This is a genomic window from Hymenobacter mellowenesis, from assembly GCF_030581005.1.
GTDB lineage: Bacteria > Bacteroidota > Bacteroidia > Cytophagales > Hymenobacteraceae > Hymenobacter > Hymenobacter mellowenesis.
Genome location: NZ_JAUQSX010000005.1, coordinates 184,663 through 208,670, shown reverse-complemented (window position 1 = coordinate 208,670; position 24,008 = coordinate 184,663). Strand labels below are relative to the sequence as shown.

Annotated in this window: 15 protein-coding genes and 1 tRNA gene; 6 read left to right on the top strand and 10 right to left on the bottom strand. The window is 60.2% G+C overall.

Annotated elements, in window-relative coordinates:
* Positions 1 to 10: 10 nt before the first annotated feature.
* The gene (locus Q5H92_RS11545; RefSeq protein WP_305011680.1) at positions 11 to 2,140 is read left to right on the top strand and encodes a hypothetical protein; all 2,130 of its coding nucleotides are present in this window, start codon (positions 11 to 13) and stop codon (positions 2,138 to 2,140) included.
* 544 nt (positions 2,141 to 2,684) lie between these two features.
* Here the strand turns inward: Q5H92_RS11545 and ureC are convergent.
* Entirely contained in the window at positions 2,685 to 4,403 is a 1,719-nt protein-coding gene (gene ureC / locus Q5H92_RS11540) for an urease subunit alpha (protein ID WP_305011679.1), read from the bottom strand.
* A 270-nt stretch (positions 4,404 to 4,673) separates the two neighbouring features.
* Between ureC and Q5H92_RS11535 the strand changes: the two genes are divergently transcribed.
* A complete protein-coding gene (locus tag Q5H92_RS11535; RefSeq protein WP_305011678.1) occupies positions 4,674 to 5,306 on the top strand; it encodes a hypothetical protein in 633 nt (210 codons plus the stop codon).
* 304 nt (positions 5,307 to 5,610) lie between these two features.
* On the opposite strand, the gene Q5H92_RS11530 is transcribed toward Q5H92_RS11535, so the two are convergent.
* Both Q5H92_RS11530 and Q5H92_RS11525 read right to left on the bottom strand, forming a co-directional pair.
* Positions 5,611 to 6,345, bottom strand: coding sequence for an urease subunit beta (locus tag Q5H92_RS11530; RefSeq protein WP_305011677.1), 735 nt, complete (start codon positions 6,343 to 6,345; stop codon positions 5,611 to 5,613).
* Positions 6,346 to 6,483: 138 nt separating this feature from the next.
* On the bottom strand, positions 6,484 to 7,050 hold the full coding sequence (locus Q5H92_RS11525) for an urease accessory protein (RefSeq protein ID WP_305011676.1): 567 nt from the start codon (positions 7,048 to 7,050) through the stop codon (positions 6,484 to 6,486).
* A gap of 653 nt (positions 7,051 to 7,703) precedes the next feature.
* Between Q5H92_RS11525 and gltB the strand changes: the two genes are divergently transcribed.
* The 4 genes from gltB to Q5H92_RS11505 all read left to right on the top strand — a co-directional run bounded on the left by gltB (position 7,704) and on the right by Q5H92_RS11505 (position 16,147).
* Complete coding sequence (gene gltB / locus Q5H92_RS11520; protein WP_305011675.1) at positions 7,704 to 12,245, top strand: glutamate synthase large subunit; 4,542 nt, start codon at positions 7,704 to 7,706, stop codon at positions 12,243 to 12,245.
* Positions 12,246 to 12,357: 112 nt separating this feature from the next.
* Positions 12,358 to 13,827, top strand: coding sequence for a glutamate synthase subunit beta (locus Q5H92_RS11515; RefSeq protein WP_305011674.1), 1,470 nt, complete (start codon positions 12,358 to 12,360; stop codon positions 13,825 to 13,827).
* 545 nt (positions 13,828 to 14,372) lie between these two features.
* Positions 14,373 to 14,900 (top strand): 5-(carboxyamino)imidazole ribonucleotide mutase, encoded by a 528-nt coding sequence (purE, locus tag Q5H92_RS11510; RefSeq protein ID WP_305011673.1) that lies wholly within the window; start codon positions 14,373 to 14,375, stop codon positions 14,898 to 14,900.
* Positions 14,897 to 16,147, top strand: a complete 1,251-nt coding sequence (locus Q5H92_RS11505) for a 5-(carboxyamino)imidazole ribonucleotide synthase (RefSeq protein ID WP_305011672.1) — start codon at positions 14,897 to 14,899, stop codon at positions 16,145 to 16,147. Before purE ends, Q5H92_RS11505 begins: the two co-directional genes overlap by 4 nt.
* 350 nt (positions 16,148 to 16,497) lie before the next feature.
* Here Q5H92_RS11505 and Q5H92_RS11500 read toward each other — a convergent pair.
* From Q5H92_RS11500 to Q5H92_RS11470, 7 genes are all read right to left on the bottom strand, one after another.
* Positions 16,498 to 16,595: transfer RNA gene (locus Q5H92_RS11500), tRNA-OTHER, on the bottom strand.
* A complete protein-coding gene (locus Q5H92_RS11495) occupies positions 16,586 to 17,512 on the bottom strand; it encodes a hypothetical protein (protein WP_305011671.1) in 927 nt (308 codons plus the stop codon). Before Q5H92_RS11495 ends, Q5H92_RS11500 begins: the two co-directional genes overlap by 10 nt.
* A gap of 182 nt (positions 17,513 to 17,694) precedes the next feature.
* Positions 17,695 to 19,239 (bottom strand): SulP family inorganic anion transporter, encoded by a 1,545-nt coding sequence (locus Q5H92_RS11490; RefSeq protein WP_305011670.1) that lies wholly within the window; start codon positions 19,237 to 19,239, stop codon positions 17,695 to 17,697.
* Positions 19,240 to 19,552: 313 nt separating this feature from the next.
* Complete coding sequence (locus Q5H92_RS11485) at positions 19,553 to 20,593, bottom strand: hypothetical protein (RefSeq protein WP_305011669.1); 1,041 nt, start codon at positions 20,591 to 20,593, stop codon at positions 19,553 to 19,555.
* A gap of 158 nt (positions 20,594 to 20,751) precedes the next feature.
* A complete protein-coding gene (locus Q5H92_RS11480; protein WP_305011668.1) occupies positions 20,752 to 21,918 on the bottom strand; it encodes an FAD-dependent oxidoreductase in 1,167 nt (388 codons plus the stop codon).
* Between the two features lie 32 nt (positions 21,919 to 21,950).
* On the bottom strand, positions 21,951 to 22,709 hold the full coding sequence (locus Q5H92_RS11475) for a helix-turn-helix domain-containing protein (RefSeq protein WP_305011667.1): 759 nt from the start codon (positions 22,707 to 22,709) through the stop codon (positions 21,951 to 21,953).
* Between the two features lie 43 nt (positions 22,710 to 22,752).
* Entirely contained in the window at positions 22,753 to 23,919 is a 1,167-nt protein-coding gene (locus Q5H92_RS11470; protein ID WP_305011666.1) for an NAD(P)/FAD-dependent oxidoreductase, read from the bottom strand.
* Positions 23,920 to 24,008: the final 89 nt, after the last annotated feature.

Genomic DNA, 24,008 nt, shown 5'->3' with positions numbered 1-24,008 from the left:
CCCCTTTCCGATGGCCAAAAACCAACAAAACCCTCAACCACTGGTGGTGCCCACCAACCAGCTGCACATCACGTTGCCAAACGATTATTCGAAACTGCTCCAGGCGTACAGCATCTGGCGCTACCGGTTGTCGCCCTCACAAGAGCATTACCGGAAGTTTCAAGCTAATTCGAGCATGTTCTACCCGAGTTTTACCAATGCTTACAAAAACCAGATAGACCGGCCTTTTTACTTCTATACACACGACAAGCCCCAAGCTTCGCTCTATACGCTGCTACCCATCGGACACACAGCGAAACCTTGGCAGTATCCATTTGGCAATCCCAACCAAGTACCCGCTGAGGACATAACCGCCGAATTGGTCAGCCCGGACGAGCTAGCGCTTCAACCGCCCGTTCTGATTAAGCTGATGATGGCCTTGTGCTTTTACGAACACAGCGAGCGGGAGCGGGAGCGCCGGGTGTGCCAGAGCAAGTTTTACCTGCGCGTAAAAGGCTCGGCCACCGGCAAGCGCTTGGTAGCCGTGGAAGTGAAGCCCCAGGTGGACAGTGAAGGCGACCTGCACACGCTCACGGTGAAAGTGGAGGCCAATACGTTTGCCAAAATCGACCCGACCAAAGTGGGTACTTATGCTTCGCTCGGCACTTACTATGAGCTGTTTGCCAGTCTGGGACACACTTACCTGCGGCAGTTGCGGCCAAGCCAGGTAGCCACTTTCAAGGGCGATGTGTACAAGCAAGCGCCCACCAACGGCAAGCGCACCACGGCCGACTGGCACCACAACGGCAACAAGCGCGAGCCGGACAAGTACCGCGAAAGCCGCTCGTACCAGGTGCGCCACGTGCAGGAGCGGCTCCACGATTTCCTGACCACCTATGGCTTCGGGGTCGATTTCGGCGAAGAATCCATGCTGCGGCTGCGGTCGCGGGCCACGCCGTTGCCCCTCAACCTATTGCCTACTATTCAGGTAGTCGACAACCGGCTGAACCGCGCCGACGCGCCGGCAGCTCAGTACGTAGAATGGCTCAACGACCGCCGTTTTGAGTCTGGCAAAACAGCCTTTGCCCTGTCGTTTGAGTTAGTTGAGGCTGGGCAGGTCAACCCCGAGCAGCCGCTGCTGGTGCTGACGGATGCCGGCAAAGACGCCTTCGTCGTACAAAACTGGCAACCCGGCCTGCTGGCCACCGCCGGCTATGCCGACCCTTACCAGCAGCTCTACGCGCAATTGCCGGACGTTGTGAAGCAAACGCTGAACGTCAACCTCAACGAGGTGACAAAATTTGCCGTTGCCGAAGACTACTTGCGCCACGACTTTCCGGCACCGCTGCCCAAGCCCGCCGCGACCGAAACCGACGAAGCGCCTATTGAAACCGATGAAGCCCGCAAGCAGCGCACCACGGCTACAAAGCACCTAAAAACCCTGAACATCAAGGCCGACGTGTGCCTGACGGAGCTGTGGCTGAAATGGGTGCTGGCCGGCAAGGCTCCGGTCTCGCCCGCCGTTAGCTTGCCGCTGCTCAACACCTTATCGGACGACTGGGCCTTCCTCACCGACGGTATCCTGCTTTATTTCAATGATGGCGAGCTGGCTTTTGCCGATGTGGAAGAGCCGGCCGGTAAGCGCATCCTCAAAGAGCGTTTCATGCCGTGGCAAGACCTGAAGCAGCATTTCATGGCGCGTCAGCCCAAATATGCTCACAACAAACCGAGCGACGAGGAGAAAGCCGACAAGGACATCCGCCAAGCGCATTTTGTGCTGGTGGGCCGCGAGGTATTCGAATTGGAACGAACTGAAACCATTGCCATGCCCAACTGGCCGGTTATACGCGCCATCAAAGCCCAGAATCCGGAGGCGTCGGCCAAAAGGCAGGAGGCTATTGGCGTGTACGCTGGCGGTATCTGGTACCAGCCGGAGGCGCGGCGCTACATCGTGGGTAGCACGCAGTCCAGCAACGCCGCCGAGGCGCGGGGCCACCACCTCTACCAGATTCACCAGTACAATGGCAGCGAATCCGCGGCGCTTCCTACCTTGCTTTCCTTACTTACTGTCACGTTCGTGCGCCGCAACCAGTACACCGTCTGGCCTTATCCGTTCGACCTGATTCGGCTGTATCGCGAAGTAGGTGAGCCCGTTGCCTAAACACTTATCTGTCAGAAGCTGCCTGAGTCAGGCGAACCGATTAATAAAAGGGTCATGCTGCGCGCAGCATGACCCTTTTATTCGTTCAATCAACCTCTAATCAGCGATAATCCATCCCATCACAACGTGGGCCGCGCTCCTCCCAAACCATATCCTTGCTACCTACCTTTGTCGCACTCGCGTTCGGTATGTCCCCCAGCCAACGGCTACTCGGTAAAAAGAGAAGCCCCGGCTGTTGGAGCAGCCAGGGCTTCGAGAAGTGTGGGGGTTATTGCGCAACCCTTCTACTTCTAACCAGATGGAACGGAAAAACGCGAAGAAACTGCTTGGTAAGTGGGTAACGCCGCTTGCTTTAGAGTTCTTGAAGGGAGTAGCAAAAGGCGCCGGCCTGCTGTTACTCGCTCATTTGCTCCGGTAGTTTCGGTAAGGGCATCGGCCGGGAGGTCGGTGCCCTTATTTGTTTGCAAATATACAAGTACAGTACAGAAAAAGTTGCTCGACCCATGCTGCGGCTCCAGCTGCATCTTGGGTATAGGGCATTGCGCTAAAACAGATTATACAGCTGTGCCAGCGGCAGCACCTCGGCCGGCTCACACGTCAGGTGTACGCCGTCCACCATCACGCGGTACGTCTCGGGGTCGACGGAAATGTTGGGCAAATAGTCATTCAACGCCATGTCCTTCTTCCCAATATTCCGGCAGTTTTTCACGGCTACTACCTGTTTGGTCAGGCCATACTCAGCCCGCACTTTTTCAACCGAAGCGCCCGACACAAACACCATCGAACTCTTCCCGATGGCCCCGCCCAGCGCGCCGAACATGGGGCGCGAGAACGAGGGCTGCGGCGTGGGAATGGAGGCGTTGGCGTCGCCCATCTGGGATTGGGCGATGATGCCGCCCTTGATAATCATCTCCGGGCGGGCGCCGAAAAAGGCGGGTTTCCAGAGCACCAAATCGGCCAGCTTGCCGATTTCGACGGAGCCGACTTCGTGCGCGATGCCGTGGGCGCGGGCCGGGTTGATGGTGTACTTGGCCACGTAGCGGCGCACGCGGAAGTTGTCGGCCTGACCGGTGGTGGCGTCTTCGGACAGGGGGCCGCGCTGCTGCTTCATTTTGTGGGCCGTTTGCCAGGTGCGGGTGATGACCTCGCCCACCCGGCCCATGGCCTGCGAGTCGGAGCTGATGATGCTGAGGGCACCCATGTCGTGCAGGATGTCTTCGGCGGCAATGGTTTCGCCCCGGATGCGGCTTTCGGCGAAGGCCACGTCCTCGGGGATGTTGCGGTCGAGGTGGTGGCAGACCATGAGCATGTCGAGGTGCTCGTCGATGGTGTTCACCGTGAAGGGCCGCGTGGGGTTGGTGCTGGAGGGGATGACGTTCGGCTCGCCGCAGATTTTGATGATGTCGGGCGCGTGGCCGCCGCCGGCGCCTTCGGTGTGGTAGGAATGGATGGTGCGGCCCTTAAACGCGGCCGTGCTGGTTTCCACGAAGCCGCTCTCGTTCAGCGTGTCGGTGTGGATGCAGACCTGCACGTCGTATTCCTCGGCAATGCTCAGGCACATATCGATGGCCGCCGGGGTGGTGCCCCAGTCCTCGTGCAGCTTGAAGCCCAGCGCCCCGGCCTCGGCCTGCTCGCGCAGCCCCTCGGGCTTGGAGGCGTTGCCCTTGCCCAGAAACCCGAAGTTGAGCGGGTAGGCCTCGGTGGCCTTCAGCATGGTTTCGAGGTAGAACGCGCCGGGCGTGCAGGTGGTGGCGTTGGTGCCGGCGGCCGGCCCGGTGCCGCCCCCAATCATGGTAGTCACGCCCGAAGCCAGCGCCTCGGGAATCTGCTGGGGGCTGATGAAATGGATGTGGCAGTCGATGCCACCGGCGGTGAGCAGCTGGCCTTCGCCGGCAATGACTTCGGTGGTGACGCCCACCACCATGCCGGGCGTGACGCCGGGCATAATGTGCGGGTTGCCGGCCTTGCCGATGCCCACGATGCGCCCGCCCTTGATGCCGATGTCGGCCTTGAAAATGCCGGTGTAATCGACCACCAGCGCGTTGGTGATGACCAAATCCAGCGCGTCGGCCGGCCCGATGCCGGCGGCCTGGCCCATGCCGTCGCGCAGCACCTTACCGCCGCCGAACTTGCATTCCTCGCCGTACACGCAGTAGTCGCGCTCGACTTCAATCAGCAGGCCGGTATCGCCGAGGCGCACCCGGTCGCCGGTGGTGGGGCCGTACATGTCGGCATACGCGCGACGGGAGATGGGGAGGGACATATTGAGACGTAGAGTGTGCTAAAATCATCTTCTGCAATGTACATGAAGCATGTCCCAAAAAAAAATTGCAAATTTTTCTTGCTCGAATAAGAAAGTAAAAAACGCATCAAATATGGCCTAACGCCCTGCAATGGGCGATTCCAACGCCCTGTCAAAGCATCAAGTGGCGTCGAGTCAAGAACTAATTTGGGGCGTACATAGGCGAACCCCTTGCGGCATTGTCAAGAGCTTGTAACTTTGTTTCACTCGAGACAGTAAAGCCCTTCGAATATGCCCCTTGACGCACCTAATTTTGAGCGCACACTTGACGACGAACTTGCCGGGTTTCTAATCGACAAATTGGCCCAAGCGCGTCACGTCAAAGAGAGTCTTGAGCAAGCCAAGTCGTCAATCGAGCTTGATTTAGCGAAAGCTGACCGGTATGTAATTGACTGCGAAAGACGCTTAGCATCTCTAGGTCTGAATCCATCTTTAAAACCAGAAAAAACTTCTTCTCAGAATAAGCCTGATGTAAACCCGCCACTCTTCGGCGATTACAAAAAACCTCTTGTAAAGCCTGATGACAGTGCTTACGACCCTACTTGGTCTTATCTTGATAAAATCAGGTACGTCTTGCGTAACCCATCGAAATATGGGTTCCCCCTTTTCAAAGGGGCTGGCTCAGTAGTTAAGGCCATTTTTAAAGAAGAGCCAAATTTCAGGCCGGACGAAAAAGCAGCCATAATACAAGTGGCACCTCAAGTATCCCGAGTAGTAAAAGTTGGAGATGCTGTAAAAGTCCCTTCGCCATATAATAAGACGGACTTTTACTTTGTCAGTGCCGAATGGTTTGACGAAAAAGGGCAAATCAAGACTCCTTACGAGGCCGTGATGAAAGAATTAAATTTACCCTTATCGCGATAAGGCAAAAAAAATCGGCAGCCGTTACAGCGGCTGCCGATGTAGAACTAGAACATTAGAATGTGCTGTAAAGCATTCTAGGAGTGAGGGCCGGTCCCATTAGCCGGGTTCATTAACAATCCCTCCGCGCCCTTCTAATGTTTTGGTTCGAGCGTGGTGACGTGGACATTTCACCAGAAGGGCCGTTATGCGAAAGCGTGGCGGTCCTTCTTTTATTTGCAAAGATAGCAACTATCGTCAAAGTGATACCAACATTGAAAATGCTGTCAGTTATACGAGTAATTGCGAAAACTTCATTCAAATAAAATCACAGTTTCTCTAGCGCCTGTTGCTTCTTTTCAGCGTCATCCAGCTTCCCATCAATGAGCCCATTGCCGCCGTACACGATGCGCTCGCCGGCCAGGGCCACCAGGCGCACGCGCTTGCGCTCGCCGGGCTCGAAGCGCACCGCCGTGCCGGCCGGGATGTTGAGGCGGAAACCGTAGGCGGCGGCGCGGTCGAAGTGCAGCGCCGCGTTGGTTTCGAAGAAGGGGTAGTGCGAGCCGACCTGCACGGGCCGGTCGCCCATGTTCACGACGTCCACGTCCACCGTGGCGCGGCTTTCGTTGAGGATGATGTCGGTCGGGAGCAGCTGGTATTCGCCGGGCTGGGGGTGGCTGGCGTGGGCGGGCGCGGCGCCGGGGGCCGGGGCGCGGGTGAGGCCAGAGCCGTAGAGGGCCAGGGCGGCATCGCCGGTTTCGCGGCAGATGGGGTGGTGCACGGTCACGAGCTTGGTGCCGTCGGGGAAGGTGCCTTCGATTTGGACTTCGTGGAGCATGTCGGCCACGCCGGGCAGCACGTCGGCCAGGCCCAGCAGCTGCTTGCCCTTGTCCATAAGCACGGCCACCCGCTCGCCGTCGCGGATGAACTCCAGCAGCTGCGTGGCGATGAGGGCCAGGGCTTCGGGGTAGTTCAGGAGCAGGCCGCGGGCGTAGCGCTTTTGGGCGACGAAACCTGCCTGGTGGAGGATGAGCTTGTCGAGGTCTTTGGGGGAGAGGTGCATAGGTTCGTCGGACAATTGTAGAGACGCGACACTTCGCGTCTCGTCGTTGCTGATGTTGTTATGGCTGGGCTGGCGGCGTGGTTCCGGTCGTTCAACGGGGAGACGCGAAGTGTCGCGTCTCTACATCGTTCTGGCGGCTCACCATCGCACATTCCCATAAATCATCCAGCCACCATAGAAAATACAGACGAGCGAAGAAAGCGTAATCGTGGCCGTTTTCAACGTCCGGCTGATTTTCATACGCTTCGTAAACGGCACGCTGCACAGGCCGGCCACGATGAACATGCCTAGAATAGAGCCTATGCCGAATACCGCGAAGTACAGCACGCTCAGCCACGGGTCGCGGATTTCGCTCATCACCAGCAGCACCAGCGCGCCGCTGCCGGCCAGGCCGTGGAGCAGGCCCACGGCGTAGGCGGCGCGGGAGGGCGTGGCACCGGGCCGCACCTTGGCGGGAGGCTTGCTTTGGTCAAGCAGCCGGCTGATGCCCATCACGATGAGCATCAGGCCTACGGCGGCTTCGAAGTAGCCGGAGGTGAGGAAGGTGACGCGGCCCAATAGGATGATAGCGCCCACGACAACCAGTGTGGTAGTGTGACCCAGGCCCCAGTAGATGCCGTCGCGCAGGGCTTCGGCGAGGGTGTCACGGCGGGAAATAAGGTTGCCCACAGCCAGCAAGTGGTCGGGTTCAAATGCGTGACCCATTCCGGCTATGGAAGCAAACAAAATGGGTAACAGGCCTTGCATTTGAATTGGTATTTGGGAGTAAAAACTACTGAAAACGTTTGGGGCCTTTTGATTTCAAGGCTGGTTGTAGTTTTTCGAAAAAGTAATCCAAACTTCTTGTAGTAGCGGCAGAATCTGGAAAAAGCGCCCGTAACTTACAGTGCCGCACCGGTCAGCGGGGGTAGTAGTGCGTTGGTTTATAGCCCTCATGTCACCCTTACCCCCTGACCCCCTCTCCAAAAAAGAGGGAGCACCGGGCATGCGCAGTTGTAGCGTGGACTCTGTGAGTCCGCGTTCTGGCTGCGCCGTGTGGGGCACTTTCGGGCAGGCGCGGACTCGCAGAGTCCACGCTACAGTTCGTCAGGCTCCCCTCTCTTTTGGCTTCGCGCATTACGCGAACCGGGGCCGGGGGTGAGGTTCTGCCGGGCGAGTTGCCGCGCCGACGGCCTAACAACTCGTTTTGACATTGTAAAACCGCCCCAACTAACCCACTCTCCCCCAAAATCCTACCACCCAATATCCCATCCTCAGAAATAGTAAACTACCCACCACCGCCATTTCACCTCCCGGCACCAGCCCGTTACTTGTAAAGGCCTGCGTGCAGCTACCCGATTTCACGCGGCCCCTCCCCTATGACTTTTAACGCCCCGATACCATCCACCGACGCTCCGCAGGGCCTGTACCGCCCCGAATTCGAGCACGATGCCTGCGGGACCGGTTTCATCACCTACCTCAACGGCCGCAAAACGCACCAGACCATTGCCGACGCGCTGACCATGCTGGAAAACATGGAGCACCGCGGCGCCTGTGGCTGCGATGCCGACTCCGGCGACGGGGCCGGGCTGCTCATTCAGATTCCGCACTGGTTTCTGCTGGAAGAGTGCGTGGCCCTGAATATCCGCCTGCCCGAGCCTGGCAGCTACGGCGTGGGCTTTGCCTATTTACCGAAGGACGAAAAGCTGCGCGAAGCCTGCCGCGAGGTCATCAACGGCGCGGCCGCGCGGCTGGGATTCCCGCTGCTGGGCTACCGGCCCGTGCCGGTGAACCCGACTGGCATCGGCCCCACGGCGCTGGCCGCCGAGCCGGTGATGGAGCAGGTGTTTTTCGGCCGCCCGGCGGGCATTACCAATCCGGATGACTTTGAGCGCAAGCTGTACGTGCTGCGCCGCCTGATTTTCAAGACGGTGCGCGAGACGGTGACGGCCGCGATGGACGTGTTTTACTTCGCCTCGCTCTCCTGCAAAACAATCGTGTACAAGGGCCAGCTGACCACCTACCAGGTGCGCGGTTACTTCCCCGACCTCAGCGACGAGCGGGTGACGTCGGCGTTTGGGCTGGTGCATTCGCGGTTTTCGACCAATACGTTTCCGAGCTGGAAGCTGGCCCAGCCGTTCCGGTTTCTGGCGCACAATGGCGAGATTAACACGCTACGGGGCAACCTGAACTGGTTTTACGCGGGTTTGCGCAGCTACGTGTCGCCCTATTTCTCGGCCGAGGAGATGGACATGCTGCTGCCGGTAGTCGATGCCGGGCAGTCGGACTCGGCCTGCCTGGATAACGTGGTGGAAATTCTGCTGCACTCGGGCCGCCCGCTGCCGCACGTGATGATGATGCTGGTGCCCGAAGCCTGGGACGGCAACACCCAGATGGACCCGCTCAAAAAGGCCTTCTACGAGTTCCACGCCACCTTTATGGAACCCTGGGACGGCCCGGCCGCCCTGCTCTTTACCGACGGCAAGCTCATCGGCGCCATGCTCGACCGCAACGGCCTGCGCCCCCTACGCTACCTCGAAACCACCGACGGCCGCGTGCTGGTGGCCTCCGAGGCCGGCGTGCTGGGCATCGACCCCGCCACCGTGGTGCAGAAAGGCCGTCTCCAGCCCGGTAAAATGCTACTGGTCGACACCGTGGCCGGCCGCATTATCACCGACGAGGAGTTGAAGGCCCAGGCCGCCGGCCACCAGCCCTACGGCACGTGGCTGAACGAGTACCAGATTCGCCTCGAAGAGCTGCCCGAGCCGCGCCAGGTGTTCACGGAGCTGGCGGCAGATTCGGTGTTTAAGTACCACCAGGTGTTCGGCTACACCCGCGAGGACATCGACGTGCTCATCACGCCGATGGCGCTGGAGGGCAAGGAGCTCATCGGCTCGATGGGTGTGGACGTACCGCTGGCCGTGCTTTCCGACCAGCCCCAGCACCTGAGCAGCTACTTCAAGCAGTTTTTCGCGCAGGTCACCAACCCGCCCATCGACCCCATCCGGGAGCGGCTGGTGATGAGTCTGGCCACGTTTCTGGGCAACAACGGCAATATTCTGGACGAGGACAAACACCACTGCCACTGCGTGGCGCTGCGGCAGCCCATCCTGAGCAACCTGGAGCTGGAGAAGCTGCGCAGCATCGATACGGGCCTGTTCAACGCCAAGACCTTGCTGACTTATTTTAAGGCCGATGAGCAGCCCGGCGCGCTGGAACGCGGCCTCGCCCGCCTCTGTCGCTACGCCGAGGATGCGGTGAACGACGGCTACGAAGTCCTGATTTTGTCGGACCGCGGCGTGGATTCGCTGCACGCGCCCATCCCGTCGCTGCTGGCGGTTTCGGCCGTGCATCACCACCTGATTAAGCTCGGCTGTCGGGGCACGGTGGGCCTGGTGGTGGAGGCCGGCGACGTGTGGGAAGTGCACCATTTCGCCTGTCTGCTGTCGTTCGGGGCCACGGCCATCAACCCCTACCTGGCACTGGCCACCATCCGGACCATGCACGAGGCAGACCAGTTCAACACCAATCTGGACCACGAGCAGCTGAATTACAACTACATCAAAGCCGTGTGCGACGGCCTGCTGAAGATTTTCTCGAAGATGGGAATTTCGACCTTGCAGAGCTACCATGGCGCGCAGGTGTTCGAGATTCTGGGCCTGAATCAGGCCGTGGTGGACGCTTATTTCTGCGGCGCGGTCACGCGCATCGGCGGGTTGGGGCTGGATGAAATTGCCCGCGAAACGCTGTACAAGCACTTCCAGGGCTTCAAAAGCACCACCCCCGACGAGCAGACGCTGCTGCCCGATGGCGGCCTCTACCACTGGCGGCGGCGCGGCGAGGCGCACATGTTCAATCCCGAAACCGTACACCTGCTGCAACTGGCGACGCGGACGAACAACTACGCTAATTATCAGCGGTATGCGAAGCTGATAAATGAGCAGCCGGAGCGCATGTTTACCCTGCGCGGGCTGCTGGATTTCGCTCATCACCGCGAGGCAATTTCGCTGGACGAAGTGGAGCCGGCCGAGGGCATCATGAAGCGGTTTGCGACCGGGGCCATGTCGTTTGGCTCGATTTCGCACGAGGCGCACAGCACGCTGGCCATTGCCATGAACCGCATCGGCGGCAAAAGCAACACCGGCGAGGGTGGCGAGGACCCGCTGCGCTATGAAGTCATGGAAAACGGCGACTCCATGCGCTCGGCCATCAAGCAGGTGGCGTCGGCGCGCTTCGGCGTCACGGCACATTATCTGACGAATGCTGACGAGCTGCAAATCAAGATGGCCCAGGGCGCCAAGCCCGGTGAGGGCGGCCAGCTCCCCGGCCACAAGGTGGACGAGTGGATTGCCAAAGTGCGCCACGCCACGCCCGGCGTCGGCCTAATTTCGCCCCCGCCCCACCACGACATCTACTCCATCGAAGACCTAGCCCAGCTCATCTTCGACCTCAAAAACGCTAACCGCGCCGCCCGCATCAACGTGAAACTGGTGAGCAAGGCAGGAGTGGGCACTATCGCGGCCGGCGTGGCGAAAGCCCACGCCGACGTGATTCTCATTGCTGGCTACGACGGCGGTACGGGCGCCTCGCCCATCAGCTCCATCAAGCACGCCGGCCTGCCCTGGGAGCTGGGCCTGGCCGAAGCTCACCAAACCCTGGTGCGCAACCAGCTCCGTAGCCGCGTGGTGCTGCAAGCCGACGGCCAACTGAAAACCGGCCGCGACCTGGCCGTAGCGGCGCTGCTGGGGGCCGAAGAATGGGGCGTGGCCACGGCCGCGCTGGTAGCCGGCGGCTGCGTGATGATGCGCAAATGCCACCTCAACACCTGCCCCGTGGGCGTGGCCACCCAGGACCCCGAACTACGCAAGCTCTTCACTGGCCAGCCCGAGCACATCGTGAACCTGTTCCGTTTCCTGGCCGAGGAAATGCGCGAAATCATGGCCGAGCTGGGTTTCCGCACGATAAATGAGATGGTGGGCCGCCCCGAATTCCTGAAAGTGCGCGAGGGCATCACCCACTGGAAAGCCCGCCACCTCGACCTGACCGACATGCTACATCCGGCCGTGAACATCTCCGGCGGTACCCTCTACAACAGCGAGGCGCAGGACCACGGCATCCGCGGCATCCTGGATTGGCAGCTGCTGGAACACGCCCAACCGGCCCTGAATGAGCAGACGCCGGTTTTCGCCGAGTTCGAGGTGCAGAACATCGACCGCACCATCGGCACGCTGCTTTCCAATGAGATTGCCAAGCGCTACCACGCCGCCGGCTTGCCCGACAACACCATTAATTACCGCTTTCGCGGCTCGGCGGGCCAAAGCTTCGGCGCGTTCAGCGTGCGCGGCTTGTCCTTCGCGCTCGAAGGCGAGGCCAACGACTACGTGGGCAAGGGCCTGAGCGGCGCGCAGCTGGCCATCTTCCCCTCCCCCGCCGCCCATTTCGTGCCCGAGCAAAACATCATCATCGGCAACGTGGCGCTGTACGGCGCCACCTCCGGCGCGCTGTTCGTGCGCGGGCAGGCGGGCGAGCGGTTTGCGGTGCGCAACTCCGGCGCCACAGCCGTGGTCGAGGGCGTAGGCGACCACGGCTGCGAGTACATGACCGGCGGCCGCGCCCTCATCCTGGGCCAGACGGGCCGCAACTTCGCCGCCGGCATGAGCGGCGGCATCGCCTGGATTTACGACCCCGAAGGCCTATTTCCCTCCAACTGCAACCCCGAAATGGTGGAGCTAGACCCGCTCGATGCCGACGACGAGGACCAGATTCAGGAGCTGCTGCGGAAGCACGTGGAACTGACCGGCAGCCAAGTTGCAGCGTTTCTGCTGGGAAATTGGCAGGAGGAGACCGGGAAATTCGTGAAAGTGTTTCCGAGTGAATACAAGAAGGTGCTGCAAAAGGCGCGGTACGTTACCGCAAAATAGCTTTTAAGCGCAGAGTTTCGCGGAGTGAGCAGAGTTTTGCAAAGGCAGGTCCACACTCTGCGGAACTCTGCTCACTCCGCGAAACTCTGCGCTCCTTATCAACCCACGACCCATGCCCAACCCCACCGGTTTCAAAGAATTCTCTCGTGAGCTGCCGCCCAAGGCCGCGCCGCAGGAACGCGTGGCCCACAACCACGAATTCGTCGGCACTTATTCCGAAGGGCAGCTCACCCAGCAGGCGGCCCGCTGCATGGATTGTGGCATCCCGTTCTGCCATTCGGGCTGCCCGCTGGGCAACATCATCCCCGAATTCAACGACGCGGTGCGTGCGGAGAAATGGGAAGATGCCTACCAGATTCTCAGCGCCACCAACAACTTCCCGGAGTTCACTGGCCGCATTTGCCCTGCGCCGTGCGAGGCGGCGTGCGTGCTCAGCATTCATAGCTCGCCGGTGGCCATTGAGGAAATCGAGAAGCACATCATCGAAATTGCCTTTGCGAAGGGCTACGTGCAGCCCACGGCTCCGGTCCTGAAATCGGGCCAGACGGTGGCCGTGGTGGGCTCGGGTCCGGCCGGGCTGGCGGCGGCGGCGCAGCTGGCGCGGGCCGGCCACACCGTCACTGTGTTCGAGCGCAACGACCGGCCCGGCGGCCTGCTCCGCTACGGCATCCCCGATTTCAAGCTGGATAAGTGGGTCATCGACCGCCGCATCGACCTGCTGAAGGAGGACGGCATCAGCTTCCGCTGTAACACCGAAATCGGCCGCGACCTACCCTTCGCCCAACTCACCCGCGACTTCCACGCCGTGGTGCTGGCCGGTGGGGCCAGCGTGCCGCGCGGCCTGAACATTCCCGGCCGCGAGCTGCCCGGCATCCACTTCGCCATGGACTACCTCACCCAGCACAACCGCCGGGTAAGCGGGCTGGGCATTGAAGATGATGAAATCTGGGTCGAAGACCAAGACGTGGTGGTCATCGGCAGCGGCGACACGGGCTCCGACTGCGTGGGCACGGCCAACCGCCAGCGGGCCCGCTCCGTCACGCAGTTTGCCCTCATGCACCAGCCCGGCACCGAGCGCCCCGCCCACACGCCCTGGCCGCTGGAGCCGCACATTTTCCGCAGCAGCACCTCGCACGAAGAAGGCTGCCAGCGCTACTGGGGCATCAATACCAAGGCGTTTCTGGCCGATGAGGCCGGCCGGCTCCGGGCCCTGCGCGTGAGCGACGTGACTTGGGAAACCGATGTCATGGGCCGCCGCATCCGCTTTGAGGAGGTGCCCGATTCCGACCGCGAAATCCCCTGCCAGCGCGTGCTGCTGGCCCTGGGCTTCACCGGCCCCCGCGTGGACGGCCTCCTGAATGAGCTGGAAATCGACCTCGACCCGCGCGGCAACGTGCGGGCCGACGACCGAACCTTCGTCACGAACCAGCCCAACGTCTTCGTGGCCGGCGACATGCGTCGCGGCCAGTCGCTGGTCGTCTGGGCCATCTCGGAAGGCCGCGAAGCCGCCCGGCAGGTGGATTTGCTGCTGACCGGCAAGACCGCGCTACCGAGCAAGAATGCCGTGGGGATGTTTGCGTAAATGCCCACAAAACCGGTATCAGAGCGGCTTTGGAATGAGTGTACCTGGACCCTGCCGCTTTGCTGGCCTTCTCGACTTCGATTACGCTATTATCTTCTTTTAATAGCAGACTTTGAAGCTGTTTAGAAAGTCAAAATCTTTGTCATCCTGAGCGCAGCGAAGGACCTTATCACGTCAGAATAGGCGTTGTTCTGACATGATAAGGTCCTTCGCTGCGCTCAGGATGACAGACGTGTAGGCAAATCAGACTTTCTAAGCAGCTTCTACACTTCCGCAACTCGCTTGTTCGGCCCTACACTGCTTTTCCAGCGCAGGGGATTCAACTGGGTTGAGGCTTTTTTCGGCATTCGCATCAAATTTTAGAATGCCGCCTGAGCTGCAATAGTAAATTTGTGGCCGTGGAAGCGGATTTCCGTTTCCCTGATGGGACAATGTTCAGCCCAGTAGCTGACTGCATGAATGCGGAATAAAACCTACGTTCATGCGGCTAAAATCCCGTTTTTCGACCACTCAGGGCTGCTCCGCCCTTTACGATAAGGCTCCCCATGACGACCCCTTCCACATCCGACGCCCCCGGCGCCGCGCCCGATAAGCCACTCGTTGGCGTTGTCATGGGCTCCAGCAGCGACTGGGACACCATGCAGCATGCCGTGCAGATTCTCACGGACTTTGGCGTGGCCCACGAAGCGCGTGTCGTATCGGCCCATCGCATGCCCGACGACTTGTTTGCCTACGCGGAGCAAGCCGGCCCGCGCGGCTTGCAGGCCATCATTGCCGGCGCGGGCGGGGCCGCCCACCTGCCGGGCATGCTGGCCGCCAAAACCACCGTGCCCGTGCTGGGGGTGCCGGTGGCTAGTCGCCATTTGCAAGGGGTAGACTCGCTGCACAGCATTGTGCAGATGCCCAAAGGCATACCGGTGGCCACGTTTGCGATTGGCACCGCCGGGGCAGCCAATGCCGCGCTATTTGCAGTCAGCCTGCTGGCCCTGCACAACCCGGACTTGGCCACCAAGCTACAGGCGTTTCGCGCCCAACAAACCGAAGCCGCTCGCGCCATGACGCTGCCCGTATGAGCACCGCTAGTCACGTTGCACCCACCGCACCCATTTTTCCGGGCAGTGTAGATGCCGCTGGCCAGCGCGCCACCCTGGGCGTGATGGGCGGCGGCCAGCTAGGCCGGATGTTTGTGCACGCCGCCCAACGCCTGGGTTACTTCACCGCCGTGCTGGAGCCCGACGCGCAAAGCCCCGCCGGGCTGGTGAGCCACCACCACATCCAGACCAGCTACGACGACCCGACCGGACTGGCAAAGCTGGCTGCTCTGTGCCAGGCCATTACCACCGAGTTTGAAAACGTGCCGGCCCAGGCCCTGCAAACGCTGGCGCAGACTCGCCCCGTGGCGCCGGGCGCGGCGGTGGTGGGCATTGCCCAAAACCGAATCGAGGAAAAAGCGCATTTCACCGCCTGTGCAGCGGTATCGGGGGTGTCCTGCGCGCCCTATGCGGTGCTGGAAACGCCGGCCCAGCTGCAGGCCGTACTGGACGACCGGGCGGATTTGCTGCCCGGCATTCTGAAAACCGCGCGCATGGGCTACGACGGCAAGGGCCAGGTCCGCGTCAAGACCGCTGCGGAGTTGGCCGCCGCTTGGGCGGAGCTCGGCGGCGTGGCCTGCGTGCTGGAAAAGATGCTGCCGCTAACGGCCGAGTGCTCAGTGCTGGTGGCACGCGGCTGGAACGGGCAGGTGGTCAGCTTCGCCCCGCAGCGCAACGTGCACGTCGGGGGCATTTTGGCCGTGACCCACGCCTACGAAGGCAACATGCCCTTGGCCTTGGCCGATAGGGCCCGCGACGCGGCCATTGCCATCGCGCACCATCTCGGCTATGTAGGGGTGCTGTGCGTCGAGTTTTTTGTGGTGGACGATGGCAGCGCCCACGGCGACCTGGTAGTCAACGAGATGGCCCCGCGCCCGCACAACAGCGGCCACTATACCATCGACGCTTGTGACGCGTCGCAGTTCGACCTGCAGGTGCATGCTATGGCGAGCTTACCCTTGCCGCAGCCCCGCCAGCATTCGCCGGCCATCATGCTCAACCTGCTGGGCGACGTGTGGTTTGACGCCGACGGCCAGCTGCGGGAGCCGGACTGGTACTCCGTGCTGAGCTTGCCGGGCGTGCACCTGCACCTGTACGGTAAGCTGGACGCACGCGCCGGCCGCAAGATGGGCCACCTGACCATCACCGGCTCAGATGTCGCTAGTGTCAGAGCCGTAGCACGCCGCGCGGCTGAGTTATTAGCCTTGCCGGGTCTGGAAGACATCTAGGGGCTATTTTCTACCCGGCTCAAGCGTTTGAAAGGAGGCGATAAAGGCCTCAAACAGCTATTCACTGCGCTAAGCGTGGAGAATCGGGCTGTCAAATGGATGCTGCGAAACTAAACAGCGCAGTATTTTCGTGGCCGGCGACATGCGCCGCGGCCAGTCGCCGGTCGTCTGGGCCATCTTGGAAGGCCGTGAGGCTGCGCGGCCAGTGGATTTGCTGCTCACGGGCAAGACTGCGCTACCGAGCAAGAATGAGGTGGGGATGTTTGGGTGAGAAGCTTAAACTGTCGTATAAAAATCATAAAAAGAGAAGCCCTAGAAGGCATTGCTCCTAGGGCTTCTTCTTGTGAATGTTGGCGCAGTCGGACTCGAACCGACAACCGCCTCCTTGGTACTGGTATCATTACATATCAACACCAAGGGAGGGCTCTACCAATTAAGCTATACGCCACTGTAAATTTTCTCAGCCTCATGTTTTTCAACCGTCAAATTTAGGGCTATCTTACTGATTCTGCCAAACTTTTTCGAGAAACTCTCAAAATCTTCGCCTGCAACATTGGGATAAAACTCATCATATTTCGTTTTACAAAAATTCAAAAGCTTACTTCTATCTGCTTTGTTAATAATGATTTCGTCTATCGTCTCCGCGTATAACCTATAAAAATTAAATACATCGAATAGGTCGCTTAGCAAAACTTTGCTGATATCTTTAGCAGCAAAGTCAATCGTTTTGACAGCATATCCTTTCTGGCCTAGGCTCTTGAGGTTTGCAACATATTTTTTCCACTCTGCATTAAGTTGCTTGCCATTTAGCTGGTTATCGGAAAATAGCTTTCTTTTATCAGGGTCTTTCGAAAAAGAACCTTTAATTAAGTATTCTAGTGCACCTTGGAACCTTCTTGATTTATCCCGGTGCATTATTGCATTTCTGCGCAATTTAAAGTAGTGGAATGTGCTAACAAAAAGATTGTCGATATCATTTTTGGTATCTATTCCGAGTCTTTCAAGCACAACCTCGTACAATCTTGACTCCGGTAATTCAGATAAATCATGATTAATATTATCTTTCACAAATAAGTAAACATCTTTTAAGTAAATTTCGAATTGAGCATAAGCAAAAACAAATAAACTATCGAACACATAATCCAAACTCAAAGAAGCTTGATTATTTAGGTCCTTCAATTTAACATTAAATTGTGAAGCATACTTGTTTTCCGAATATTTCTTAGTCGTCAACATCTCTGGATGTTTAGAAATATTATCTTTATTAGAAATAAAAAATTGTTCGAATACAAATACTATTTGAGACAAATTATTATTCATTTCAGACAAAGCTTTTTCAAAGTCACATAATTCCGATGTTCTCATTTTCAAAATCAAGTAGTATCCGATTGCACTTCGGTTGAGAGTGCAATAAATCCAATTATATAACACGCTTAATTACCGATACGAGATGTATGATTGATAAAGCAATGTCATAAGTCAAATATACAAGTGATATTTTCGAACCCACGCTCCACCCATTCTATCGGACTTATAGCTATGACTCCTTAATAAGCCCGCTCCTCCCCCACCACGACGTACAGCGGGTCTTCCTCCATGTTCACATCAATAAGCGCCCCCGCGTTGCTTAGCAGCTGGCGGCAATCGGGGCTGAGGTGGCGCAGGTGCAGGGTTTTGCCGGCGCGGTGGTAGCGCTCGGTCAGCTTGTGGAGGGCGTCGATGGCGGACATGTCGGCCACGCGGCTTTCGCGGAAGTCGATGATGACTTCGGCCGGGTCGGTGGCCACGTCGAACTTCTCGCCGAAAGCCTGCACCGAGCCGAAGAAGAGCGGGCCGTAGATTTCGTAGTGCTTGGCGCCGGCCGCGTCGAGGTGGTGGCGGGCGCGGATGCGCTTGGCGTTTTCCCAGGCAAAGGCCAGCGCCGAGACGATGACGCCCAGTAGCACGGCCAGCGCCAGATTCTGCGAAATGGCCGTGACGAGCGTCACGAGCAGCATCACCAGCACGTCGGTGCGGGGCATGCGGCGCAGGATGCGCAGGCTGGCCCACTCAAACGTGCCGATGACCACCATGAACATCACGCCCACCAGCGCGGCCAGCGGCAGCCGCTCGATGACGGGCGCGCCCACCACCACGAACAACGCCAGTGCCACCGCCGCCACCACGCCCGACAGCCGCCCGCGCCCCCTGGATTCGAGGTTGACCATGGTCTGGCCAATCATGGCGCAGCCGCCCATGCCGCCGGTCAGGCCCGAAGCCACGTTGGCCAGGCCCTGGGCCACGCAGTCCTGGTTGCCGCGGCCGCGGGTGTCGGTCATTTCGTCCACCACCGTGAGGGTGAGCAGGCTTTCGGTGAGGCCCACCAGCGCCATGATGAAGGCATAGGGCAGCACCAGCGCCAGCGTGGCCCAATTCAGCGGCACCTGCGGCAGGTGCAGGCTGGGCAGCCCGCCCGCGATGGAGGCAATGTCGCCCACCGCCTTGGTTTGCAGCCCGCCGAAAATCACCAGCACCGACGTCACCACAATGGCTACCAGCGAGGCCGGCACCGCCTTCGTGAGGCGCGGCAGGAAGTACACAATGGCCATCGTGAGGGCCACCAGACCAGCCATCAGCAGCAGCGCGGTGCCCGTAAGCCAGTGCTCGGCCCCGGCCGCGTCGCGCACTTTGAACTGCTCTAACTGCGCCATGAAGATGATGACGGCCAGGCCATTCACGAAGCCGTACACCACCGGCTGCGGCACCAGCCGGATAAACTTGCCCAGCTTCAGCAGCCCGATGGCAATTTGAATCAGGCCCATCAAAATCACGGCCAGGAACAAATATTCGGCCCCGTGCTGCTCCACCAGCGCCACAATGACGACGGCCACCGAGCCCGCCGCGCCGGAAATCAGGCCCGGTCGCCCGCCGAACACACTCGTGATAAGGCAGATAACAAAGGCCGACCCAATGCCTACCAGTGGGCTGATGTGGGCGAGCAATGCAAATGCCACCACCTCGGGCACCAGAGCCAGGGCGGTAGTGAGGCCGGCCAGAATTTCGTTTTTAGCGTTGGCTTTATACTGGGAGAGATAAGCGGAAATCGAAGACATCAATAGCGGAGAAAAAGGCAAAAGAAAAGCCGCACGCTTCCGGCAGGAAGCGGCGGCACGAGGGTTTTCGGGCCTGTTCTCAGGGTGGGGTGAGCTTGAAGGAGATTAGAGGAAGGATGAGCATGAACGCCCGCAAAGGTACGGATGGGGTTTTGGCTAGGAATTTTAGCGAACTAAAAGAACGTCATGCAGAGCGCCAGCGAAGCATCTCGCGTGCTACTACTAATTCTTTTCTTGCGATTGGATTAGTTGCAGCACGCGAGATGCTTCGCTGGCGCTCTGCATGACGTTCAGATGTTTTGACGCAGGACCTCTAAAAGCTCACCTTCACAATCTTAAATCGCGGCGACGTGGCCGTGTACGGATACAGCACATACGCGTCGTTTCCGCGCTTGGTGATAGTGGCGGGGCTGGTGGCGCCCGTAGCGAAGGTGCCCGTGGAGCGCACGTTGGCCCACGAATCGGTGCTGTTGAGGCGGTATACGGTGCTTTGGCTGCCCGAGACGAGCAGCAGCGTTTGCGGGTCGGTGAGGAGCAGGCCGTCGGCGCCGGTCAGGCTCAGGCCGGCGGCGTTGGTGATGGTGGTGAAGCTAGCGGGGGTGGCGATGGGCACTTTGAAGAGGGTGCCGGTATTGGCCTTGGCCACAATCAGGTAGCCATCGGGGTGGTACACGAGGCCGTTGAGGCCAAAGCCGGTGCCGGGGTCGAATTGCGGGCTCGTGAAGAATACTGAGCCCACGCCCTGCGGGTCGACTTTGTAGATGATGGGCGCGCTCCCGTCCGTCACGTAGGCGTTGCCGTCTTTGTCCACGGCAATGTCATTAGCGAAGTGGTTAGGATAATTGGCAGCGTTGGGGTAGGTGGTGGTGCCGGGCAGGCTGCCCAGGTCCACGTAGTTGATGAGCGCGCCGGTCGTGTTGTTAAAGATGGCCAGCCCAGCCCGCTTGCGCAAAGTAGCTGCCGTGGAGCGGGCCGTATTTGCGCCCATGTCGGACACAGCCACCAGCACGCGGTTGCGGCCGGCGTCGAGGTTCACGCCGATGGTGGAAATCAGGTTTGCGTTGTCGGCCAGTTGGGCGAAGGTGCTGTCATCCTTCACGGTGCTGATGAAGCCCTTGGTGCGCGAGCTCACGATGAAGCGCTTGTTGGCCTCGTCCCACTGCACGCCCTCGGGGTGCACGGCGGCCTGGGGCACGCTGATGCGGTCGGGGTTGGTGACGGTGGGGGTGGTGGGCTCGTCGTCTTTGGAGCAGCCGGGCAGCAGGCCCAGGAGACCGACGGCCAGCGCTGACAGGCGAATAATGTGCGGGAGCCGCACGGGTCCGGGCTGGTGTTTGAGAAAGGAAGACAGCATAAAAAGCAGGGCTAATAGTCATTAAATGAACTCCCTGCTTGTACGTGCCATTAAAAATTAAGCCGCCAAAAATCGTATTAAAAGCGCGTTAAAATCCCGGCTTTTAATAGTCTCGTAAAACGCACCTGCGGGGCATTTGAACGACCCTGGAGGCTAAATCAGCCGGTGGTTTCGTCGCCGCTGAACAGCCCCGCCAAATACGCCAGCGCGCCCGGCGCGTGCAAAGCCTCGGTCTGCGCCATCGTGTCGCCGGCCACGGCCGAGGCGCGCTCACGCATCTGGGTTTCGTAGTGGGCAATAGCGGCTTGCACGCTGCGAAACGCCTCGCTGGTCAGGCAATTGCTCAACTCCAGCGCGTCGAGCATGGCCATGTTCACGCCCTCGCCGGCGTAGGGCGGCATGAGGTGGGCGGCGTCGCCGAGGAGGGTGAGGTTGGGCTGGGCGGGCCAGGTTTGGTCGAGGGGCATGCAGTACTGCGGGCGGGCCACGCAATGCGTGGTTTCGTGGGCGAAAAGCTCCTGCCAGATGTCATCCCAGCCCGCAAACGCCTGCCGGAACCAGGCCCGCACCTGCGCGGCATCGGAGAAGTTGATGCCGCTGTCGCGGGCCCAGGTTTCGGCCGTTTTGCAGCCGGTGTAAAAGTTCAGGCTGCCATCGCCCTTGGCACTCACAACCAATGTTTTCGCATCAGCCAAGGCGAATATTTTCCCGCCCTGCAGCAACTCGTGAATGCGCGGCGCGTTGTGCGCCGCATCGTACACGGTGCCCTCCACCACCGTCACGCCCGAGTAGAACGGCCGGCTGGGCGTCAGCAGTGGGCGAATCCTGGAATTGGCCCCGTCGGCTCCGATGACGATGTCGGCCGTGGCCGTGGCACCGCTCCGAAACGTGAGCTGCCAGCCGGCTCCCACGGGCTGCATCGAAGCCAGTTGGCTGTCCCAGACCACCGTATCGGTCGCCAGGGAATCGAGCAGGATGTCGCGCAGCGGGCCCCGGTCAATTTCGGGTCGGAAAGCGGCGTCGCCGAAGGTGGCACTGGCCGCATGCTCGTCGAGCACGACGGTGGCGTGCTCATCGGTTAGGCGCAGCTTGTCGGCGCCGGGACGGTAGCGGGCTTTAAATTCGTCGAGAAGGCCCGCCGCGCGCAGGGCGGCCAGGCCCGACTCGTCGTGCAGGTCCAGCGTGCCGCCCTGCACCCGCTCGTGGCGGTTGCGGTCGCGCTCGTACACCGTCACGGACGCGCCGGTTTGCTTGAGCAGGCGGGCTAGCGTCAGGCCGCCGGGGCCGCCGCCCACAATGGCTATCTGTTTGTTTTGAAGCAACATAATTGGCTGAATAAGTAAGATTCAGCACAAAATTATTTCTTCGACAAAGCGGATAATTGTATAAATCGGTCGCCTTCGTTCCGGGCCAGCTCTTTCGGTACCACGCCCGCGTACTTTTTGATTTCCCGGATGAAATGAGCCTGGTCGGCGAAGTTTTCCTCGGGGAAAAGCCGGCCGGCTTCGAGCTGCGGCAGCGAGGCCCGAAACCGGAGAATGTTGGCGTAATTCTTCAGCGAAAGCCCGAACATCTGGGTGAAGTACCGATTGATTTGCCGGCTGCTCCAGCCTGCCGCTTTGGCTAGGGCCTCTACCGTCAGCGCCCCGTCGGAGGCGTAGAGCAGGTCGAACAACCGGCGCTTGCGGGCGTCGATTTCGGGCGGAATCAGCTGCGCGATGCGCGCCGTCGCTTTGGCGCAACAAGCATCGAAGTCGCCTAAATCCGCCGCCGTCATACCCAGGAAATCCGGCGGCAGGTAGCAGCCGCCATCCAGCAGGCTGGCCAGCCGCACGGGCAGCAGGTATTCCACCGCCAGCAGCTTCCAGCTAATGGCAAAGGTGGTTATTCGGGCCGGAATTGCCTGGGCGCCCGGCCGGCCGTCCAGCCCGCGCAACATGACATGGTAGGGCTCAGTGGCTGAGTGCGAGAAGAACGTATCCACGCGGCCATCGGGGATGAGCACCACCGGCTGCCCGGCATCGGAATGGTTGATGAGCAGCCAGAAGCTTTCCACAAATTCGGCCAGCGCCGGCGGCGGCTTCACTTCCCGGTATTCGATGTCGCTGAAAGCCATTGGGCACAATTGTTAGAGCGATTCCAGAATCGTTGTACGCCCCCTACCCTATTGCCCGCTGCACCCACGGCTTCAGCCCGGGCACGCGGGCCAGGCGCACGGCCGCATTCACCAGCCACGCCTTGTTGCTGAGGAAGCGCATGAGGCGGTAGCTTTTGGCCAGCTTCCTGCCGATTTTGTGGGCCACCTGCGCATCGTATTGCTGCATGAACCCGGCGCTGAAATCCTGCTTTTCAAAGCAAGCCGCCGCCTGCGCCCCCGCCAGAATGCCGCTCTGAATGGCCGTGTCGATGCCGTGGCCCTGCAACGGGTCGATGAGCGAGGCCGCGTCGCCGCACAGCATAAACCGCGCGCCGCTGATGCTGCGCGCCCGCCCGCCGCCCAGCGGCAGCCCGAAGCCCACAATCGGCCCCAGCTGCCGGGCGTCGGCAAAGCGGCCGGCCAGCTCGGGGTGGGTGGCCAGCACGCGCGTCAGCACCTCTTTCAGGTCGACTTTGTGCTTGGCCACGATTTCGGACAGCATGCCCAGGCCCACGTTGTAGCGCCCCGCACCCACCGGAAACAGCCAGACGTAGCCGGCCAGGTAGTCGCTGCTGAGGAAAAACTCGGTGGTGCCGCTGCTGGCGCCCGCCACGTTTTCATAATAGGCCCGCACCCCCGCGCAGTGGTGGGCGCGGTCGAGCGGGGCGGGCAGCAGCTTGCGGCCCACCACGGAATTGGCCCCATCGCAGCCAATGACCAGCCGGGCCGTGATTTCGCGGCCTTTAATGGTGGTCAGGCGTGCAAAATCAGGCTCAATACTCAAGGTTTTGAGGCCGGTGTTTTCGAGGATTTCGGTGGCGGAATGCTGGCGCACTAATTCCAGCAACGCCGCGTCGAACGTTTCGCGGGGGCTGTTGAAGCTGGGCAGCTTCCATTGCAGCGTGAGGCTGGCGCCGCCGGGCGCTACCAGGCGGGAGTCACGCACGTCGTCGCGCGGCTGCAGCTGCCACAGCTGCTCCACAAAGGCCGGGTCGAGCTGGCGCAGGGCTTTGAACGCCTGGCCGGGCACGGCGTCGCCGCACACTTTGTCGCGCGGGAACCGGGCTTTGTCCAGCAACGCCACGCGCAGGCCGTGCTGACGCAGGGCCAGCGCGCAGGCCGCGCCGGCCGGCCCGGCACCAATGATGGCGACGTCGTAGTCAAGAGTAATTTCGGGAGAAACGGACACGGTGTCAAAGGTAGCGCGTGGCGCCGGGCGGCCGTAATTGCGCCGAAAGGCATTTTTTTACGGGAGCAAGCGCGCCAAGCTGTTTTCCC